This is a genomic window from Mesorhizobium sp. 131-2-1 (assembly GCF_016756535.1).
Lineage (GTDB): Bacteria > Pseudomonadota > Alphaproteobacteria > Rhizobiales > Rhizobiaceae > Mesorhizobium.
In genome coordinates this window covers 5,502,535-5,523,238 of record NZ_AP023247.1, presented here as the reverse complement: position 1 = coordinate 5,523,238, position 20,704 = coordinate 5,502,535, and the positions used below count along the sequence as shown (strand labels likewise).

At 63.4% G+C, this 20,704-nt stretch carries 10 protein-coding genes; 3 read left to right on the top strand and 7 right to left on the bottom strand.

The features are described 5' to 3' along the window. Window positions 1–51 precede the first annotated feature (51 nt). Both JG743_RS26785 and JG743_RS26780 read right to left on the bottom strand, forming a co-directional pair. The gene (locus tag JG743_RS26785; RefSeq protein WP_202294461.1) at window positions 52–2,943 is read right to left on the bottom strand and encodes a trifunctional glycosyltransferase/class I SAM-dependent methyltransferase/polysaccharide deacetylase; all 2,892 of its coding nucleotides are present in this window, start codon (window positions 2,941–2,943) and stop codon (window positions 52–54) included. Window positions 2,944–3,287: 344 nt separating this feature from the next. Beyond that, a complete protein-coding gene (locus JG743_RS26780) occupies window positions 3,288–5,060 on the bottom strand; it encodes an adenylate/guanylate cyclase domain-containing protein (RefSeq protein ID WP_202294457.1) in 1,773 nt (590 codons plus the stop codon). A gap of 242 nt (window positions 5,061–5,302) precedes the next feature. On the opposite strand from JG743_RS26780, the gene JG743_RS26775 reads away from it, so the two are divergent. Together JG743_RS26775 and JG743_RS26770 are read left to right on the top strand one after the other, a co-directional pair. Beyond that, window positions 5,303–8,602 carry an adenylate/guanylate cyclase domain-containing protein gene (locus tag JG743_RS26775; RefSeq protein ID WP_202294454.1) on the top strand — a complete coding sequence of 1,100 codons (3,300 nt, stop codon included), beginning with the start codon at window positions 5,303–5,305 and terminating at the stop codon, window positions 8,600–8,602. 19 nt (window positions 8,603–8,621) lie between these two features. Beyond that, window positions 8,622–9,302: a redoxin domain-containing protein gene (locus JG743_RS26770; RefSeq protein WP_202294452.1), complete on the top strand. Its 681-nt coding sequence runs from the start codon at window positions 8,622–8,624 to the stop codon at window positions 9,300–9,302. An 83-nt stretch (window positions 9,303–9,385) separates the two neighbouring features. Here JG743_RS26770 and JG743_RS26765 read toward each other — a convergent pair whose 3' ends face one another. The 5 genes from JG743_RS26765 to JG743_RS26745 all read right to left on the bottom strand — a co-directional run bounded on the left by JG743_RS26765 (window position 9,386) and on the right by JG743_RS26745 (window position 20,391). Beyond that, complete coding sequence (locus JG743_RS26765; RefSeq protein ID WP_202294449.1) at window positions 9,386–10,444, bottom strand: thioesterase domain-containing protein; 1,059 nt, start codon at window positions 10,442–10,444, stop codon at window positions 9,386–9,388. Window positions 10,445–10,607: 163 nt separating this feature from the next. Then, window positions 10,608–12,305, bottom strand: a complete 1,698-nt coding sequence (locus JG743_RS26760) for an AMP-binding protein (protein ID WP_202294446.1) — start codon at window positions 12,303–12,305, stop codon at window positions 10,608–10,610. Beyond that, window positions 12,298–18,627, bottom strand: a complete 6,330-nt coding sequence (locus tag JG743_RS26755; protein WP_202294444.1) for a non-ribosomal peptide synthetase — start codon at window positions 18,625–18,627, stop codon at window positions 12,298–12,300. Before JG743_RS26755 ends, JG743_RS26760 begins: the two co-directional genes overlap by 8 nt. Window positions 18,628–18,707: 80 nt before the next feature. Next, entirely contained in the window at window positions 18,708–19,415 is a 708-nt protein-coding gene (locus JG743_RS26750) for a 4'-phosphopantetheinyl transferase family protein (protein ID WP_202294442.1), read from the bottom strand. Between the two features lie 175 nt (window positions 19,416–19,590). Continuing rightward, entirely contained in the window at window positions 19,591–20,391 is an 801-nt protein-coding gene (locus tag JG743_RS26745) for a SapC family protein (protein ID WP_202294440.1), read from the bottom strand. A gap of 142 nt (window positions 20,392–20,533) precedes the next feature. Here JG743_RS26745 and JG743_RS26740 point away from each other — a divergent pair, with 142 nt between their 5' ends. Beyond that, on the top strand, window positions 20,534–20,701 hold the full coding sequence (locus JG743_RS26740; protein ID WP_274608548.1) for an invasion associated locus B family protein: 168 nt from the start codon (window positions 20,534–20,536) through the stop codon (window positions 20,699–20,701). Window positions 20,702–20,704 lie beyond the last annotated feature (3 nt).

Here is a 20,704-nt window from a genome sequence, read left to right as displayed (position 1 = left end):
ACCGCAAGCGACGGCTGTGACCGCGAACAATGACACTGAGAAGTTCACCGTTCATTTGAGCACGGCCTCGACAATGGCAACAAAGTCATCGAGCGAGCGATCCCCACGAATCTCGATGCGCGGAAGGTCGATGAGATCGCAATCGAGGCCCGCCGGCCCGTGTCTGCCGCCGAAGCCGATCCGATAGCCGCACTCTTTGGCCAGCCGGCCAAGCCGCCGGTCGGTGACGGAGAAGGGTGCCGCGAATGCCGTGGTTGGCCGACCGGTCCACCGTTCGATGAACATCCGAGAGCGCAGGAGCTCGGCAGCCAGGTCAGAGCTCGACAGGCCGTCGATAGCGCGATGCGTCGCCATATGGCTTCCGAAGAACGCACCTTCGCCGGCGAGGCGTCGCACCGTCCCGGCGCCCATAAGCGGCGTCGGCGGGCCGATTTCGGCGTCCCACCATGCACTTTCACCCATCAGGTCCGTCACCAGGAACACTTCCGCGGTCAGGTCGTTTTTGCGCAAGATCGGCCAGGCATGGTCGTCAAAGTTCTGGAAGCCGTCATCGAAGGTGATGAGCACCGGGCGGCCAACGAAAGGTTGACGGTTGGCGATGCACCCTTCCAGCTGCTCTGAATTAATCGCGTGAAAGCCATTGGCGCGCAGCCATGTCATCTGGCTGGCGAATGCGGCGGGCGTGAGCCGAAAGCGGGCGAGCGCGGCCGGACCATCATCGGAGACGCTGTGATACATGAGGACAGGGATACGCTGCCGCCGCTCGCTACGTGCGACGTCGCGGCGCAAGGCCCGCGCCCCGCCCCAGACGATCTTTCGCGCGACCCCGATTTCGATAGGCGCGTGGATTGGAACATGATCGATCACCGGTTCCGTCGCCACGTCGCTTGGCGACAGGCGGCGGAAGCGGTCTATGCGATAGAGCTCGGTCTGGATCGATTGCTCGAGGACGAGGCCTTCGGTCGCTGCCAGCGTCTCAGAGATCGCTTGCGCACCGAACGTGTTCCAGTCGAAACCCGTCCTTTCAAGATTGTCACGCAGCACGAATGCGTGTGCGCTGATGAAACTGCCTCCAGGCGCCAGCGCCTCAACAAGTTTCTTGGCGACGCGCCGCAACTCGGCGAGATCATCCAGGTAGTAGAGCACTTCCGAACAGACGATCAGGTCCATCCCACCCGGCAGCGTGTCCGCAGCGAAATCCAGTACGCCGAACTCAACATTCGGCTGATCGCTGCATCGCGCGCCCGCCCGCCCGATGGCCACGGCGGATATGTCGGTTGCGGTCAGATGGCCCACTCGTGGCGCCAGCTGCCGCGTGAAATGGCCCTCCGCGCAGGCCAGCTCGAGCGCCCGTCCGATGGGACCGGCAGGCAGAATTTCGAGCTGCCGCTGATATTTTTCCTGCTCATAGGGCGAGGCGTAGTTCCAGTGGTTCTCGGTCGCGAAATGGCGATTCCAGAACGACGTGCGATCATTGGCGTGCCCGTCCGCGGCCGGTTTACGGCGTGGCGCTGCAAGACGCTCCGCAGGCTCGGCGCTCGACCGTACCAGTTCCTGCGCCTCTGCGGCCAATCGCGCGAGTTTGCCGAAGTGGCTGTCTGGATCGGACCGGCGTTCCGCTGTGGACAACAATGCCTCGGCACTGTCTGAAAGCCGCTCAGGGGGCACGACATCCAGGATCAATTCGATCCAATGATCCGTTGTTACTGTCCCGAGTGCGCCGAACTGCACGACAGCCTCGATCTGGCCATCCATGATCAGATGGGCATAGATTTGATCGGTTCCTTCTGGCAGTTTGGTCGAGGTCGGATTTCGGGCGTCGACGCGAAGTCCAAGTGTTCGCGCCAGACTGCGCGGCGCGGCAAGATCGTCTGCCTCGAGAAGCATCTGCTCAAGGTGATACTGGACGCGGCGAGCCGCGACGGAACTGTCCCAGACTTTGCCGAGTCCGATGATCAACTCGGTGATGGCGCCGCCGAACCTGTCCCACCTGGCAGCCAATTGCGCTGGCACCGACAGGCTCCCTGCCATAAGGCCATCGAAGACCACCCTGGCGATCTCACGCGCCCACTTGCGTGCTACCGGGAGCGCGCGCAGCGACTGCGGGTCGATCGATCGCGCACCGCTGCCGCATTCCGACGCGGCGTTCCACAAGGCGAACCACGCAAGGGCTTCGGAAGCGGAGCCGCCGTTCGCCTCGATCGCGCCGTTGGCGTGAGCCGATGCCGGGTGTTTGACCCTGGGATCAGCAGAAAAGCCGCGGGCGATCACGATTTCCGCATCTGCCAGCATCTGCGTCGAATTGCGGGAGAGTGCATTGGGGCTGGTCCGATAGAAGGCGAGCGGCTCGTCGACCATCACCCAATTTTTGCCCAGACGTGCGATGCATTGCCACAGATCCCAGCCCTCGCAGGTGCGCAGCGACACATCGAAACCGCCCAACTCGACAATCGTCTCCCGATCGACCAGCAGCGCGTGAGTACAGATGGCACACCGGCGGGCGAATGTTTCGAAGGGCTGGATCGCAACCTCAGTCAAGAGGCTCGATGGGGTGAGTTCGCCATCGGGCATCACACGCCGGGAACCGCAATAGGCGGCCACTGCATCGGGAGCGGTTTTCAGCGCGGCCAGCATTTTCGCAAGGAAGCTGGCATCCACCCAATCGTCCGCATCCAGAAACATCAGCCAGTGGCCGCGCGCTGTCGCAATCCCGCTATTGCGCGCGGCCGCGGCGCTATGCGCGCAAGACCTCAACGTGCGAAATCGGGCGTCGTGCTCATAACCGGCGATGATCGCGGGGGTGCTGTCGGTGGAAGCGTCATCGACGATGATCGCCTCCCAATCCGCTATTTCCTGATCGAGAAGGCAATCGAGCGCGCGCGCCAGCGTCGCCTCCGCGTTGTGCGCAGGCACTACGATTGAAACCAGGGGATTATGTGCCACGCCGTCTTACCCGCGCCTGGCTTGCTCGGCATCGAACATCGGTACCACACCGCCTACGGTAGCATTGTCCTGGATCATCGAGCTTTCGTCTTCTTCGGCAGGGGTCGGCGAATGTCAAAACGGATGACGGCATCGGATGGCAGCACTTGCTCTGTCAAGATCGGAGCGAATTAGAGGTAGGCAAAAAGGACTTGATGACAGGCTTGAATGGCAAGCGGTCATGCCCGACGGCTTAGAGCTGAGGTCGATGCGCCGGGGCTGCTCGCGCATTTCTTCACCGCTCTGGTGAGGATCATCTGGTCCTCGCCATTGCGCTCATAAACAAGCCTGACCTGACTCACCTGTCATTGCACGACACCAGCCTTGCGGAGCCCTTCGACCATGAGTTCGAAATCGGCAGGGTTCTTGTAGGGCATGACTTTGCGACGGTATTCCAGCGAATAATCGGGGTTGACGCGAAGCACCTCCTGCCATGCCGCGCGGGCCTCGGCGAAGCGGCCCAAATGGCCATAGCTGGCGGCTAGAAGCGCGCGCGAGACGTCGGTGACGGTGTTGCGAGCCAGCCGTTGCAGCAAGAGGTCAACGGCCGCTTCGTACCTTCCTAGCTGAAACTGGGCCAAAGCCTGGAAGTGCAGAAGCACATCCGGAAAGTATGGATTCAAGATCTTTCCCCGGGCGTAACTCTCGAGGGCCTCCTCGGATCTGCCCGAATAGTACAGCGCCTCGCCGAGGATGACGTGCCCCTCGGCGAAGTTCGGATTGAGGACTATCGCGCGCTCGGCCTCGTCGATGGCGTCATCGTGCCGTCGTGTATATAGCTTGGTTATAGCCAGCGCCCAGTGCGCCCAGGGATCGCTGCCATCCAGCGTTACCGCTCGCGTTGCGGCCTCTTCCGCTTGCGCCATCGATTCCGGCGGCGATGCACTCCACCTATTCAGGTAATCGACGCCGTGCGTGAGGGCGAGGAAAGCGTGGGCAGAGGCAAACTTCGGGTCCAGTTCGATGGCACGTTGCAAGAGGTCGCGGGCCGCGACGTTCGTCTCCTTCGTCAGCCGGTGCCACAGCTCCCGGCCCCGCAGTAAATAGTCATACGCCTCCGTGTTACGCGAGTGCTCGGGCGCCAGCCGCTGACGGTCACCCTCAGTCAGATTGAGCGCCAGCGCACCGACGATCTGCTGCGTCACGTCGTCCTGCACGGCGAATATGTCGGTGAGGTCGCGATCGAACCGCTCCGCCCAAAGATGGCCGCCCGTGGTTGCATCGATGAGCTGCGCGGTGATGCGCACCCTGTTCCCCGACTTGCGTACGCTGCCCTCAAGTACATGCCGAACACCGAGCTTCGCGCCCACCTCCTGCACATGGACGTTCTGGCCCTTGAAGGTGAACGAGGAATTGCGTGCGATGACGAAGAGCTGCGACAGTTTGGACAGCGCCGTGATGATGTCTTCAGATATGCCGTCGGCGAAGTAGTCCTGTTCGGTGTCACCGCTCATGTTGGCGAACGGCAGGACGGCGATCGACAGCTTCGGCGGCGCTGCCGTCGCCGGCCGGCTCGCCGCGGTTTCCGAGGCCGCGGCCGCCTTGGTCCCGGAGCTGCCGACTTGCAGCGAATAGACCCGGATTGGCTCGGCGATGTTCTTGAGCTGCGTGCTCCCGAGATCGCTGACCGAGAGGTCGAGCCTCGCCTTGACCTGGCGATAGGCATCCTCGGACAGGCAGATGGCGCCGGGCGACGCGACGCCCTCCAGACGCGAGGCGATGTTGACGCCGTCGCCCATCAGGTCGCCGTCACTTTCTTCCACCACATCCCCCAGATGGATGCCGATTCTGAACTCGATGCGGCGGTCCTGCGGCACGCCGGCATTACGCTCAACCATGCCGTTTTGAACCTCAACGGCGCAGCGCACGGCATCCACCACACTGCGGAACTCAACCAGCGCCCCATCCCCGGTGCGCTTGATCACCCGCCCGTTGTGCACTGCGATGGTGGGATCGATCAGGTCGCTGCGCAGTGTTCGCAATCTCGCCAAAGTAAGATCTTCGTCCGCGCTCGCGAGCCGGCTGTATCCGACCACATCTGCAGCTAGGATTGCCGCTAGCTTACGATTCTCGCTCATGGGTCCGTCTCCTCATCCCCAGGATAGCAGGAAAGACGGAGAGTAAGAGGCAACTTTCGCAACGACGGCGACGCAGCCCCCCGAATCCGCAGCACTCCGCCACCGCGCCCACACGGATCGCTCGATGCCCATTTGCGCTGCCGCTTGCTGGTCGACGGCTATCGGTTCATGCTTGTGAATACCGTGGCCGTGAAGCGCTTTGCGAGATCGCGCCGTCGCGGCCGCAAGTGAGGTCTTGCTCCATGGACTGCTCAGGCTGCGGTTTCGAGGTTGAGGGCGGTTTCGCTTTCTGTCCGAAATGTGGCAGGCGCCAGCCCGTGCCATGCGCCAGTTGCGGCTATCTCTGCGCACCTGATTTCGAATTCTGTCCGAAATGTGGGGCAAGCGTCGGTGCGCCCGCAAAAGCCGTCGAACGGCCTGCTCCGACACCAAGCCGGACCATTGTGCCGCCTTCTCGACCTCCGTCGCCGCTTGCGAACATCGAGAGCGAAGAACGGCTGCATCCCGTCTCTGACGCCGATCGCCGGACGGTAACGGTCCTGTTCGCCGACCTTTGCGGCTTCACGACACTCAGCGAGCAGCTCGACCCCGAGGTCATGCAGACGCTGCAGAACGAGCTGTTCAAGGAATTGACGGCGGCCGTGCGAAACTTTGGTGGTTTCGTCGACAAATTCATCGGCGATGCGCTGCTCGCCTTGTTCGGTGCGCCAGTCGCGCACGAGGACGATCCGGAACGTGCGCTTCGCGCCGCTCTCGACATGATCGCCCGGACGGCGCGGCTTGGCGAACGCACCTCCCACTCCGGCTCGCCTCTGTTGCTCCACATCGGCATAAACACGGGTCCGGTCGTTACTGGAGGATTGGGCATCGGCGCCGCCAAATCCTATTCGGTGACCGGCGACACAGTGAATACGGCGCAACGGCTGCAATCGCTGGCCGCACCGGGTGAGGTGCTGGTCGGCGAGCTCACTCACAGGCTGACCCGGCATGCCTTTTCTTACGAGTCGCTGGGAGACGTCGTGCTTCGCGGCAAGGCTGGCAGTGTGCTCGTCCATCGACTGGATGCACCGCTTGCGGCGCCGCGTGCGGCGCGTGGGCTCGAGGCGCTCGGCCTCAGCGCGCCGATCATAGGTCGGGGTGCCGAGCTCAATAGAATGCTGGCGAGTCTTGACCAGGCGTGCGGCGGCTCGGCCCAACTTGTCCGCCTCGTCGGAGAAGCCGGTATCGGGAAATCGCGGCTGGTGAAGGAGTTCGTCGCCCGCGTTGGCGACGAGGATCGTTTTCGCAACGTCGCCGTGCGGCAAGCCACGTGCTCACCGCTGGGCGAGCAATCATTTGGCGCCCTGGGCGCAGTGGTGCGCAGCGCTGCCGGGATGATGCAAAACGACAATGGGGACGAAATGCGGGGCAAGCTCGCAGGCTTGCTTGCCGATCTCGGCCTGCAGGGCGAGGAGGCTAAGCGGCTGATGCCTTTGCTCTACCATGTGCTTGGCCTCGGCGACCCGGATGCCACCCTGCAGCATGTCGAGCCCGAGCAGTTGCGCCGGCAAATTCTCTACGCAGTCCGCACAATCATCGAACGGCGGCTTGCGTTGTCGCCGCTGTTGATTGTCGTCGAAGACCTGCACTGGGCTGATGCCGCGTCGCTCGAGGCACTGCGTTTCGTGATCGACAGGTTGGAGCGCACGCGGTTGATGTTGCTGGTCACGCATCGTCCGGCGCCGGACAACGACCAGCTCGACTCAAGTCGGGTCAGTCACACAGCGCTCAGGCTTTCTCCGCTCAACAGTGATGACGGACGCAGATTGCTGGTGGCGCTTTTCGGCGAGAGCTGGGTAAGCTCGGCAGGAGGGCTTCTCGACCAGATCCTCGAGCGTGCGGGCGGCAACCCGCTTTTTGTGGAGGAGATCGTTCGCGGCCTTATCGATCGCGGTGTACTGGTGCGCGAGGGCCAGCGATGGCGGACTGTGGCAGGCGAAGTCGCAACCGGCATTCCCGCTACTATCCAGGCAATGTTGCTTGCCCGCGTCGATCGGCTGCCCCAGGAGGTGCGCCGGTTGGCCCAGGAAGCCGCGGTGATCGGCCCGCGCTTCGATGCCACACTTCTGAAAGCCGTGGCCGCCGACCCCGGCCGCCTGGAGGCCGGCTGCGAGCTGCTTTGCGATGCGGAAATCATCGAGGAGGTAGCCGGATCAGGCTCGGTTTCGTCGCAGAGCTACCGCTTTACGCAAAAATTACTGCAGGACGTGATCTACCAGAACCTGCTCCTGCAACGCCGGACCGACATCCACGGGCGGGTCGGTGCTGCCTTGGAGCAACTGTGCGGCGACAAGCCGGAACGGCTCGAGGATTTGACCATGCTTGGTCATCATTTCGCACTGAGCGCCGAGCGGGAGAGGGGCGCGCTTTACCTGCAGGCGGCGGGCGATCGCGCTCGCATGATATACGCCAACGACGACGCCCTTCGTTTCTACGAGCGAGCACTGTCTGCGTTGGGCGAGAACGGGCAAACACCGCTCAAACTGGCAATTGCAGAGCGCATCGCCGATTTGAGCGCCCCGTTGGGCCGCCGCGACATCGCGCACCAGCACTACGAGACGGTGCTGCAGGCATATCGCGCGTCGGCTGATTGTGTCGCTTCGGCGCGCGTTTTGCGCAAGATCGGTCGGCTGCTCTGGGACGTCGGCAAGCGGGACAACGCAGAATCCCACTATGCTGAAGCGGCCGCGCTCCTCGATGGAGCGGATGCCCCGGTCGAGCAGGCGCATCTCTGGCAAGAACGTGGCCGACAGGCGTTCCGTAGCGGAGATCACGCTCTGGCGGCAAAATGGGCAGACGCGGCGCTGGATTGCGTTGGCACTCTGACAACGGAGCACGTCTCCGAGGTGGGGCGTGATGCCACCCTTGTGACCGCCGAGGCACTTAATACCAAGGCTGTCGCGTTGGCTCGCCTCGGGCGAGACCGCGAAGCCGTTAGCCAGGTTGAGCGTAGCATTGAATTGGCCGAAGCCGCCGGTCTCCTGGGCACGGCTTGCCGCGGCTACACCAATCTCGGCGTGCTTTACACGACCATCGATCCGGCAAAGGCGATGGAGGTCTGTCGGCGCGGTCTTGAAGTGGCGCGCCATATTGGTGATTTGGGTTTCCAGGCGCGCCTCCTCGCCAATCTGGCGGTCGCTTGCTGTACTTTCACGGATCGCTGTCCGACGGAGGGTGTGCCTGCTGCCGAGAAGGCCATCGAGATCGACCGGGCGCTCGACCAGCGCGAGCACCTGCCGGTGCCGCTGATCGTGCTTGGGCAGATCCACCAGTGCAACGGCCGTCCGGAATTGGCGGTAGGCTTGTTCCACGACGCACTGGACGTTGCCCGCGAAACGGGCGAACCGCAACTGCTGTTTCCGTGCTATGATGGTCTCGCAACGCTTAATCTCGACCTCGACAATCTGGCCGAGGCTGAACGCTACTTTTCCCTGGCGCAGGGTATATGCGCCCAGCACGGGCTCGACCCGGAAGGGCTTGTGGTGCTGCCTTTTCTCGACTAGCCGGGGTGGGAGGTTGGAAATGTCCGCGCGCAGTGACTTGGTACCGCTTCAACCGGGCGACCGTGCGCCGAACGTGGTGCTCGACGCCATCACCCAGGAAGGCAAGATCGCGCTTGACGACTTTCGCGGACAAAGACCGGTGCTGGTCGGCCTGTTTCGAGGTCTGCACTGCGCGTTTTGCCGGCGCCATATCGCCGCCCAGGCGCGGCTTGATCCGGAGCTGCGCGAAAAGGGCGTGGGGAGCCTGACGGTGGTCAACACGCCGATCGAGCGGGCGCGTCTCTATTTCCGCTACCACCCGATGCCGAACCTAGTTGCTGCCTCCGACCCTGAACGCGCTTCACATCGTGCTTTTGGGCTGCCCAATCTCGAATTCACCCAGAATGAGACGAACTGGCCGTACAAGGTCTCGATGGCAGCGGCAAAGGATTTGCGGGTCGACATACCAGGCGAGTTGCCCGGTCCGATGGACCCCTTTGCGGCCGGCGAATTCCTCGAAAAGAGGGACCCTTACGAACTGACCGAAGCCGACGAGCAGATGATGGCGACGGGGCACGGACAACTGGTCGGTCAGTTCCTCCTGGACCGGCAGGGCATCGTCCGCTGGAGCTTCACGGAGGTTCCTGAGGGCGGGCGATATATGTTTGGAGCGCCAAGCCCGCAGGAGCTGATGTCGGCCGTGTCCCAAGTCGCCCAATAGACTTGCGAACGAGGCAAACACGAAAAAGCGTGAAACGGTTAGGCTCGGCGACTTCGCCGTAGCCTCCGTCCGGAATTGCGATGCTATGGCGACGCGGGTTCGCACGCCACCGAAACATCTCTGGCAGCGAGGAACGCGATGATCTCGTCGTCGATCGCTTCCACGTTGGCTTCGCGAAACTTGTCGTGCGTACCCGGCACCACGACGGTCTTTATCCTGGTCTTTTCAGACGCCCAGCCCTTGTATTGCTCCACCGTCGCGGAGCTCCACTCCGAACTGGCGAGAACCAGAATATCGCAAGGGTAAGACGAGGGCGAGAATCCGGCAGCGGCGCGGATGAGGGCGCTCTTGAATGCTTTGCGCCGGGTGTGTCGTCCGATGCGCGTTTGGCCCAGCCCGGCGGCATTCAGGCCGTCGCGAAGCAGGCGCCAGTAGACGACCTTGCGCGTGATCTGGCGTCGCCTGCCGGCGGTCATGCGGTCGTCCTCTATCGGCTTCAGCCAGGCCGAGCCGAGCGGCGGTGGATCGATGAGCAGCAGCGCCGGCCGCTCGCCGGTCGCTTCATAGGTGAGGCGCCCGACCTCGATCGCCAGCAGGCCGCCAAGGCAGATACCGCCGATGATGTGTGGGGGTCGGCCCGCCACCGAGGTCAGGCCTTCAAAATAGCTGGCGCTTATCTCGTCCAGGCTGGAATACGGCTGTTCGCCGGGCTCAAGTCCCATGCCGCGCACGGCTGTTACCGCGTATTTCTCCTTGAGCCGCTTTCCGAAACGGTTGGCGAACAGCGCCGATCCCGAAATGCCGTGGATCATCGCGATCGGCTCATGGCCGGAACTGCCGGATACCGGCACCAGGAGCTGCCGTGCGCTGTGGTTTGGCATCATGGACGCGACCAGCCTGCCAAATTCACGCGGCGTCGGCGCCGCAAGCAGGACCGAGGTCTGGATCTTGATGCCGAACCGGCTCTGCACGGCAAGGACGAGTGTTTCGGCGGTCAGGGAATCGCCGCCGAGATCGAAGAAATTGTCGTCGATGTCCGCAGTCGGGATCTGCAGTTCCGAAGCAAAGATGCCTGCAATCACATGCGCGAGCCCGTCGCTCGACATGGAATAGCCAGGCCGGATGGTTTTCGGTGCGTTCATCGGCAAACCCCTGGACCGATGGATTTTCCGCCATCTCTGAAGCGTGGCGTTACATCGAATGCTTGCGTGCTTTTAACGCACGGCCTGTGCGGCCAACAAGGGCTCATCACGCCACTAAGCTCAGCTTTGATTCCGAGCCGATCCTGGATCGTCGCGCGCCATGTCAACGGACACGACCCCGGTCAAAAAGCCGTTTCCATGTCCTGATCATTTTAGCAGCTGGCCCGCCCAGTTTCTCGTCGGACGGTTGCGCGGCCTGACTGGTTTCGATGGGGCCACCGCGTGCCTGCAAATATTGTTGGAGAAGCGGCTTGTCTATCTTGCCGGTCGGCGTCAGAGGCAACGACTCGATCGCGCGGATTCGGCCTGGAATTTTCCACGGTGGCAGGATCGACCCCAGGCCGGCCCTCAATGCGTCGGTCTGAAACAGTGCCCCCTGCTTCATCACGACGAAGGCAGCAAGGGCGTGCGCATCCTGGCGAAGCTCGGTGATGACCGCGGCCTCATGCACCGTTGGAAGCGTCGTGAAAGCCTGCTCGATCTCTCGCGTTTCGACGCGATACCCGCGGATCTTGACCTGGTCGTCGCGCCGCCCGAGGAATTCAAGGCTGTCGTCGCTCGACAGGCGCCCGATGTCGCCGGTGTGAAACACACGCTGGTCGGGAAAATCGGGGTCGGTGCCGAAATGCTTCGCCGTTTCCGACGCCTGCCGCCAATAGCCGTCTGCTAGGTAAGCGCTGCGCACGACGAGCTCGCCCACGCCTCCCTGTTCGACCGGCTGGCCACTTTCATCGACGACCAGAAGGAACTTGTCGGCGACAGGGCGCGGCGCGGGTACCGTGCCTGGCGCAAGCAATTCGCCCGGAGCCACCGATGCCACGGCGATGTGGCCAGCTTCGGTGGATGAGAAGCGATGGCGCAAGGCGCAGGACGTCGCGAAGTGACGGCGCCATTGCTCGACGTCCGAGGCAATGACCGTTTGACCCGCAAGCGCCACAAGCCGTACCGACGGATGCAGGCCCGAGCCCTCGAGCATCGACAGATACTTGCGAAACAGCATGACGGGCGGGTGCAGCAGGCTGATGCGACGCTCGTCAATCCACGCCTTGAGATCACCGAGACCACGCGAAGCGGTATCGTAGAGTTCCAGCGTGGCCCCGTTCAGAAGCGCGCCGAAGACGTCCGCCTCCGATGAGGCGAAACTGCAATATGTCAGAAGCGACTGCCGGTCTGTCGACGTCACCCCGTCATATCCGGCACAAAGCCAGGCCCGATGCAGCACGGCACGATGGCTTTTCACGACCCCCTTCGGCCGCCCGGTGCTTCCCGAGGTGTAGAAGATTGCGGCCGGGTCGTCCGGGCCCAACGGAACATGCAGCGCATCCGCGGAGTAGCGCGCGTCGATGTCCTCGAGCAGGAGAACCCGCCTGTGGTCATCGACGAGGTCACGCGCCGCTATCGCATGGGACGCATCGGCGAGCAGCAGGTCCGGCGCCGCATCGCTGAGGATATCGCGCTGGGCTGCAAGCGGCATTCCAGGATGGATACAAAGAAAAGCCTTTGCCGCCTTGAGCACGGCCAGCGCACAGATCACCATGTCCGGCGAATGGTCGACAAGATAGGCGACGCATCCGCGTCCGGGCTGCGTGCGCTCGAGGATTGCCCGGGCCAGCTGATTGGTGCGCCGTTCAACCTCGGCGTATGTCCATTGTTGCCGGTCGCCGCCAATCGCCACCTGTGTGGCATATCTGCGGCACACTCTGTCGAAACGCGCCGGGATGGTCTGCTCCAGCTCGGCCCGATCGAACGCCATCAGGCGACCATTCAGATCAGGCGCGGGATCGTGCGAGTGCTCAGCCATGGCCCTCTGCAAGCTGGTTTTCCACTACGACGTCCAACTCGGCCTCGAGCTTTGCCTTGCGGCCATAGTCGAGGAGTGCCCTGTAGGTCGAGGAGCGCAACCGCACACCTTCCCTCAGGCTCTCCTCGCGGGCGCGCAATTCCATTTCGCCGGGGATCAGGATCTCGCTGGCGCCTTCGGCGCGTTCCCCGTTCCTGGTCTGCTCGATCAGGCGATCGACGCGCTGGGTGAAGTCTGTCGCCGGCGTGAATTGCTGCGGATCGAGCGCCATGAAGAAATGGCCGTAGTCGGGCGCCTGGCCGCTGTTGCGCAATCTGTCCTGATGGTGGTCGTTGCCAAAGCCCGCGCCGCTGAGCACGCCGGCAAGCACCTCCATCACCAGGGCCAGGCCGTAGCCCTTGTGTCCGCCGATCGGCACGCCGAGCCCTGCGGCAAGATCGCCGAGGTCGGTCGAAGGACGCCCCGACCGGTCAAGAATCCAGCCCGGCGGCAACGGGCTGCCTTCCGCTACCGACAGGCCGATCTTGCCGCGAGGCGCAACGCTCATGGCCACATCGAGAAGGATAGGGAAATGCCGCCCTGCCGGAATGCCGACGCCGAGCGGATTGTTGCCGAATGTCGGCGTGACGCCGCCCGTCGGCGCCAGGATCAGCGGTCCGTTGGTGGTGCAGAGCCCGATGAGACCATTCTTCGCAGCCTGCCAGACATAGTGACCGGCGGCGCCAAAATGGTTGGAGCGGCGCACGCCGACAATTCCGACGCCGTGACTGCTTGCCTTTTGTATGGCAAGGTCCATTGCCACCGAGCTGACCCATTGGCCCGGACCGTTGTCGCCATCGATCCGCGCGAAGGTGTCGGTTTCGCGCTCGATCCGGATGTGCGGACGGGCGTTAATCTTGCCCGTTGCGATGCGCACGGCATAGCGCGGAATGCTGACCATGTCGTGCGTCGGCTGGCCGCGCATGCTTGCCTCGAGCTGCACTTCGGTGACGATTTCCGCGCCCTCGGAGCCCAGTCCAGCCTGTGTCAGCGCTTGGCGGCCATACGCGCGAAGGCTTTCGATCGTCACCAGGATTTTCGAGCCGTTTCCGCTCGATGCCGGTGCGGCCGCGACGGTGAGCCCGGTATCATGCCGCGCCTGTGCGACCGCGCGAGCCAGATCGGTGATCGTCTGATGCTGATAGAGCTGACGCAGATCGACATGCAGACCGGCCTTGCTGGCTTCGGCAACAACACTGATGCTCAGGATGGAATTGCCGCCCAGGTCGAAGAAGTTGTCGTGGAGCCCAACCTCATCGAGCCGCAACACCTTTTTCCAGACCTCGCTCAGGATCGTCTCGGCGTCGGTTGGCGCAGCCGCGCGCGGATCGACCCGGCTCGATGGGTGCGTCACGACATTTGACCGAGCCGGCGTCCGCGGCTCCTTGGCGAGCAGCGCTAGCCGGTCGATCTTGCCGTTTGGCGAGCGGGGCAGGTACGGCAGCGTGACGATGCGTTGCGGCAGCATGTATTCCGGGAGCCGCTGTTTCAGATATTCGCGCAGGCGCCTGGCAAGGGCGGGCGCTTCATCATCATGCGCTTCGTCGACAGCGACGAAGGCCACCAGTCGTTTGCGATCGCCGATATCATCGTCTTCGCCAGCGTCCTCCACCACGCCGACGACGCACTCGCGCACTTCGTGGTAGGTGTGGATCGCAGCCTCGATCTCACCCGGCTCAATGCGGAAGCCGCGAATCTTGACCTGTTCGTCGGCGCGGCCGAGAATTTCGATCGTCCCGTCAGGTCGGTATCGCGCCAGATCGCCGGTTCGATGCAGCCGCCCGCCGTCATTCGGGCTGAACGGATTGGGGACGAAGCCCTTCGCGGTTTCCTCCGGATGATTGATGTAGCCGGCTCCTATGCCGGCGCCGCCGACGTGCAACTCGCCGCGAGTGCCGACCGGAACCAGGCGGCGGGATGCGTCCAGCACATAGGCCTGCGTATTGGCGATCGGCCGGCCGATCGCGACGACTGCCGCTGCGTCGCCCTCGGCCGGAACGGGATGGATCGTCACGATCCCTGTCGTCTCGGTCTGGCCGAACATGTTGATGAATTTTGTCGCGGGCTTGCAGAGGCGCCGCCATTTTTCGATCAAGACGCCGGGCAAGGGCTCGCTGGCAGACAGCATGAGCCGCAGCTGATTGTCGAGCAGCCTTGCCCGCTCGGATTGATCGAGCGACATAAGGGCGTGCAGGCAGCCGGCCGAGAAGGACGGAACAAGGTCCAGCACCGATACGCGCCGACGACTTACCGTCTCGAACAGCAGGCGTGGGTCGCGGAGTTCATCGGCTGACGCAACCGCCACGGCTGCGCCGCAAGAAAGCGGAACGACGAACTGCCGTATCGACGAGGAGAAAGCGAACGAGGCGGTGTGCAGATAGATGTCGCTCGCACGGATATCGAGCGCGCGGGCCATCGCTTGCGCATAGTGGCCGACATTCGCCTGCGTGATCATCGCCCCCTTGGGCGTGCCCGTGGAGCCCGACGTGTAGATCACGTAGGCAAGCGCGTCGGGCGCGCGGATGATGCCAATGTTGCGAGTGTCCTCCTGCGCTATCGAGGCCTCACTGGCGTCGATGCAGATGGTCCGGTCGCGGCCGCCGCGGTCGATCGCCGCCGACCAGAGCGCGGAAGGGAATTTCGGCAGCAGCGATGTCTCTGTGACGAGCAGGCTCGCACCGGCATCACGCAGCATGAAGGCAATGCGCTCGGACGGATGTTCGGGGTCGAGAGGCAGAAACGCACCGCCGGCCTTCCACACGCCCAGCAGCACCGCCAGCATCTCGGCCGACCTCGGCAAACAGATCGCTGTCAATGTCTCGCGGGCAACGCCGCGCCTGCGGAAATATCGCGCGAACCGGTTGGCCCGCTCATTGAGTTCGCGGTAGGTGAACTGCCGGTCCTGGCCAAGCACGGCAGCGGCATCGGCGGTCCGCTCGGCCTGCGCTTCGAACAGCCGGACGTAGTCTTGCCCCAGCAGGTCTGCGGCTTCGGTACGGTTCCAGTCGATTTCGATCTGGCGACGCTCGGCCTCGGACAACAGTGGCAATTCCGACAACTTCTGCCCGGGATTGCTCGATACACCTTCGAGCAAAGTCTGGAAGTGCCGTGCCAGCCGTTCGATGGCGGCCGGCTCGTACAAATCGGCATTGAATTGCCAGGTCGAGCGCATCCCTTCCGGGATTTCGGACAGGTACAAAGTGAGATCGAACTTCGCTACCGCGTTGTCGATGCGAAGCGGCCGGGCGGAGAGACCCTGCGCGAGATCGAAGGAAGGTCCCGCGACGTGGTCGGTTGCCGGCCACGCGGGCGAGACCGTGCCGGGCAACTCCGGAACGTTCTGAAACGCGAACATGACCTGGAACAGTGGCGTGCGGCCGGGATCGCGCTGGATCTTCAGCCGCTCCACGATGCGTTCGAGCGCAACATCCTGGTGCGCGTAGGCGTCCAGCGCCGTCGACCGGATGCGGCCGAGCAAGTCCAGAAATGACGGGTCGCCAGCAAGCTGCGTCCGCAGAACCAGCGTGTTGGCGAAGAACCCGATCAGCGGCTCCAGCTCCTTCCTCGGGCGGTTTGCGATCGGCGCGCCGACGACGCAATCCTCTTGCCCGTTGTAGCGGAAGAGCAATGTCTTGAAGGCTGCCAGAAGCGTCATGAACAAAGTGATGTCCCGGCTTCGACTGAGCGCTTTCAATCGATCCGTCGTCTGAGGGTCGATCAGAACCTCAACAGTGCCGCCGCGATAGGATTGGATGGCCGGGCGGCGGCGGTTCGCCGGAAGCGTGAAGGCCGCTGGAAGCCCCTCGAGCCGGCGGATCCAGTAGCCGGTCTGGCGCTCGAGCTCCCCGACCTCGATACCGCGCTGCTGCCAGGCTGCGAAATCGCCGTATTGAAGCGGCAGGTCCGCGAGAGGCGACGCCCTGTTGGCATGGAACGCTTCGTACAGTTGCTTCAGCTCGGCATGGAGGACGCCGATCGACCAGCCGTCGGAAACGATATGGTGCATTGTCAGGAGCAGGATGTGCTCGTCGGATGTCAGCCGGATCAGCCTGACACGAAACAGTGGGCCATGCGCCAGGTCGAACGGTTCGGCTGCGTCCTCGGTGGCGAGGCGCATTGCCTCGGCGGTGCGCGCGGTTGCGGGATGCGCGGCGAGATCGATGGCTGTGAGCCCGGTTTCCTGAAATTCGGAGACCTCCTGGACAGGCCCGCCGTCGCGCATGTGAAACGTCGTGCGCAAGATGTCGTGACGCCTGCGAATCTCGTCGAGGGCCAACGCCAATGCGCGCTCGTCGATTGTGCCTTTCAGCCACAGCGAGGCCGACATGTTGTAGGCACCGCCGGCGCCCATCCGGTCGAGAAAATAAATGCGCTGCTGGACCGATGAGAGTGGTGCCGCCGTGCCTTCCTGGCGCCGGGGGATGCGCGTCGCGGGCGGTTCGGAGGCCGGTCCCGATCCCAGCTCCAGCCGTGCGCTGCCATCCGCGACGAGGTTGGCCATCTGCTCGCCGATGCGCTCCGCAAGTCGCGCAATGGTCGGGCGCTCGAACATGCAATCGATCGGCAATTGGACGCGGAATATCTCCCGCAATCGAGCGAGAACCTGCATAGCGGTCAGCGAATGACCGCCCATGTCGAAGAAGTCGTCGTGGATGCCGGATGGTTCGATCCCCAACACCTCGGCGAAGATCGCCGCGACACGGCGCTCGCTGGCGGTCCGGACGGTCGCCCTGCCCGTCCGCGACGCATCGGGTTGAGTCTCCCTTAGATCCAGATTCAGTGCCTGGGCCAGATGCTTTCGATTGAGCTTTCCGCTGGGATCGACGGGGAGCTCATCCACCACAACGATCCGCTGCGGCACCTTCGAGCCCGCCAACCGGTCGGCCACGAAGCTGCGCATCTGCTGAGTCGGTTGCTCGTGCCCCGGCTTGAGCACGACCGCCGCGGCGACAGTTTCGCCGAGCACCCGATGGGGAACGCCGAAAACAACCGCCTGCTCAATTGCCGGATGGTCGAGCAGAACCTGCTCCACCAGGCGCGGCGAGATCTTTTCGCCGCCGCGATTGATCATGTCCTTGAGGCGGCCGGTGACGAACAGATAGCCGTCGGCGTCGAGATGGCCCATATCGCCCGTCCGCAGCCAGCCATCGATGAAGGCAGCCTGGTTGGCGACGGGATCGTCGTCATAGCCGTGCATGATGTTGGCGCCGCGAATGGCCACCTCGCCATTTTCGCCGGCGGGCAGTAGACGCCCGGTTTCATCCATGATGGCGATTTCGGGACCCGCGGCCTTGCCCACCGAGCCAGGCTTGCGTTGGAACGGTGGAAGGCCATTGCTCGCGATTTGCGGCGCTGCCTCGGTCATTCCGTAGGCCTCGACAAACGGCGCGCCGAATGCGTTTTCGGTATCCGTGATCAGCTGCGGCGGCATTGACGCCGAAGCCGAACGGATGAACCGCAACCCGCTCTGGCGCGGGTCTTCGCGATAGAGATGGATTTGATCGAGGACCGTACGATGGATGGCTGGCGAAGCCGAATACCAGCTTGGCCTGAGCTCGCGCAGGCAGTTGAAGAAGCGGTCGGCGGAAAAGCCGTCCATGTCTATGTAAGAGCCTCCGGAAGACAGCGATGCCAAAAGGCAGCTGACGCCATGGATATGGAACAGGGGCATCACGCCCAGGCATCGGTCGGTATGCCGAAGATCCACCGCCGCGCAAATGTTGCGCGCCGAAACGCATAGGTTTCGCTGCGTCAGCGGCACCAGCTTCGGCCGTGCCGACGTGCCCGACGTGAACAGCAGCAGCGCGACGTCGTCCGCCGCTGCCACAGGCCGGTCATCGCGACGCGGCCCCCCGGCACCGGTCAGCGAGAAGGACCCCGCAGCCGAGCCGGGCTCCGGAAGCAGTTGCAGCGTGCGCATGTTCAGCGACGTCGCCAAGGCGAGCAGCGGGGAACCCCATCCATGCGGCACGATCAGGATCTGGGCCCGCAGTGCGGTCAGCTGTTGTTCGAGTTCATATAGAGGCAATGCCGGGTTCAGGGGGGCGCACGCCGCATTGGCTGCGACCGCCACGATCGCAACCGCGGCCTCCGCTCCCTGCGGCAATACAAGCGCGACGCGATCGCTTGGTCCGACGCCCGCCAGCGCCAGCGTTTCGCCGACATGGCGGATCTGGCGCGCCAACCCCTCATAGGTGAGGGGCGGGCGCCCCGCGGCCTCAACGGCCACCGCGTGCGAATTGTCTCCGGCATGCCGATCCACTTGGCCACGTATAGTGTCCATCAAATCCCCGCCCGGGATCGACGCTGATCAGTGATAAAGCCCATGCCGACTTCACTGAATGCTTGCGGGCAGCGGGGCTGTCAATGCGCAGAGATGTCGAAAACTGAGAATAAGATACCATCGCTGTTGCCGAAGCGGCCTTCAAAACAGCCATTGTCGGCCGCCGCCAGGCGGCTCGATGGAGCGATCGTCACCTTGGCGGCGCGTTTCTCCACATCCAGTTCGACGCGAACGTCGTGAAACGTCAGAAAGCGACCGTTGAACGGGAAATACATTTTGTAAAAGGCTTCCTTGATCACGAACAGAAGCTTTGGCAGGTCGTAGCCCAGCCGGCTTTCGATCACTTCCCGGTGCTCCAGTTCGGAGGCGTGCGACACCATTTCTGCCAGGTCGCATGGAAGCGGAGAATCCTCCTCGATGTCGATGCCGATGCCCAGGAAGTCGGCCGACCATCCGAGGGCGACAGCGCACAGGCTTCGGGTATGGGAGATGGAACCGACAATACCTGTCGGCCAGACTGGCGCACGATTGTGCCCGACCGCGATGACGCTATTGGATGCGCCAAGGCTCTGCAGAGCCTGCCGGGCATAGATGCGCCCGGCGCGAAACTCACGGCGGCGCGCCGGTACGACATTGCCCAGGGAGAGTTCTTCCTTGAGCAGCAGGTCTCGATCGGCTGGTTCGAGATCGCCGCCCTCGACGACGATGCCATCGGCGACCGACTGGCGAATGGCTGCCACCAGGCGGACTGGCGAACGGTCGTCCAGGACTTCCGGCTCACCGGGCAAGACCACTCCTTTGCCGGCCCAAACTGCCGCTCCATCGACACTGTCCTGCCTTGTAACAGAACGTCGACGAGCCGGGCAACGCTTGCCATCGCCAGGAGGAATGGCGCTCCGGAGCAGAGTGATTTGGTGTCCTTCGCGCCCCGTCGCGGACTGTTGGCCCAGGCGCGACCAAATTTCACTTGCGCGCGCCTTTGCGTATCGACGCCTGATAGACCAGCGAGGCCCAGCTGTTGCTCGAGGCGAGGTGGCAATAGAGCATGCCCAGCGCGCCCGATTTCCTGAGGTCGAGGAAGGCTTCGTCGCTCAGTTTGTTGAACACGACTTCGTCGACCACCTGGAAATCGGTGAGGTTGAGCACCTCGCCGCCCTCCAGCGTCACCTTGCTCTGGCGCGGCGCTAACAGGCCGTGCGCGTCGATCTTTTCGATCATCGCCCGGGTCGCGTTGAAATCGGTCTGGAACTGGTTGCAGAAGGCCAATGCCTGCCTGGTCGCCTCGGTCGGCTCGGTGCCGTTGAAGAAGCGCGCCATCTTGCCGCCATCCTCGCGAAACGGCGCCAGCAACTCGTCGACGACGCGCTCGCTGGCGCGGTCGATGCAAAGTGTCAGCCGGCCGGCCGTCTTGCTCTCGTCGGCGAGGATGAAGGGATAGCGCCGCACATAGGCCGGAATGTAGTGCGGCTCGCTCCAGCGGCCGTCGGCATCGACGAACAGGTTCTCGTCCTGCCTCACACCGGTGATGATCACCGGCGCCTTGGCCGTGCCGATGAAGACGATCGGATAGGAGCGCATCGCCGCCGGCATTTCCGACGCCATCACGGGAATCGCATGGGCGGAACGGGCGAAGGAGAAGTCGGCGCGCGCCGCCAGGCCAAGCGAGCCGTGCCGTATCGGGTTGAGCGCCTCGGGCTTTGAATAGAACAACGGCAGTGAATTGTCGGCCATTGCCGGCGCCGCTTGCGTGTCCGCGTCAGTCATTGTCGGTATCCTCCGGGCCTCTCGCGCCAACTCGGTTTAGAGCAATTCCAGGAAAAGTGCGAAACGGTTTTCCGTCCGGGATTGCGTCAGGGCAAAAGATAGGGCGGTTCGCCGCTTCCGCGACGATGAACCGCTCTTGCCAGTGCAGGCCAGGGCGCAATGTGTTGGCGCGCGCCCGATGGACGCCGCGATGAAGGCGGGCACCAATCTCAACATCGGCATGGAATCGGTGACGCGCAAGCCGGTGACCATTCCGGTCTCGTTGGCCGGCTTCACCGCCGCGATCGACAAGCTCGAAGCCATCAGGTGATCC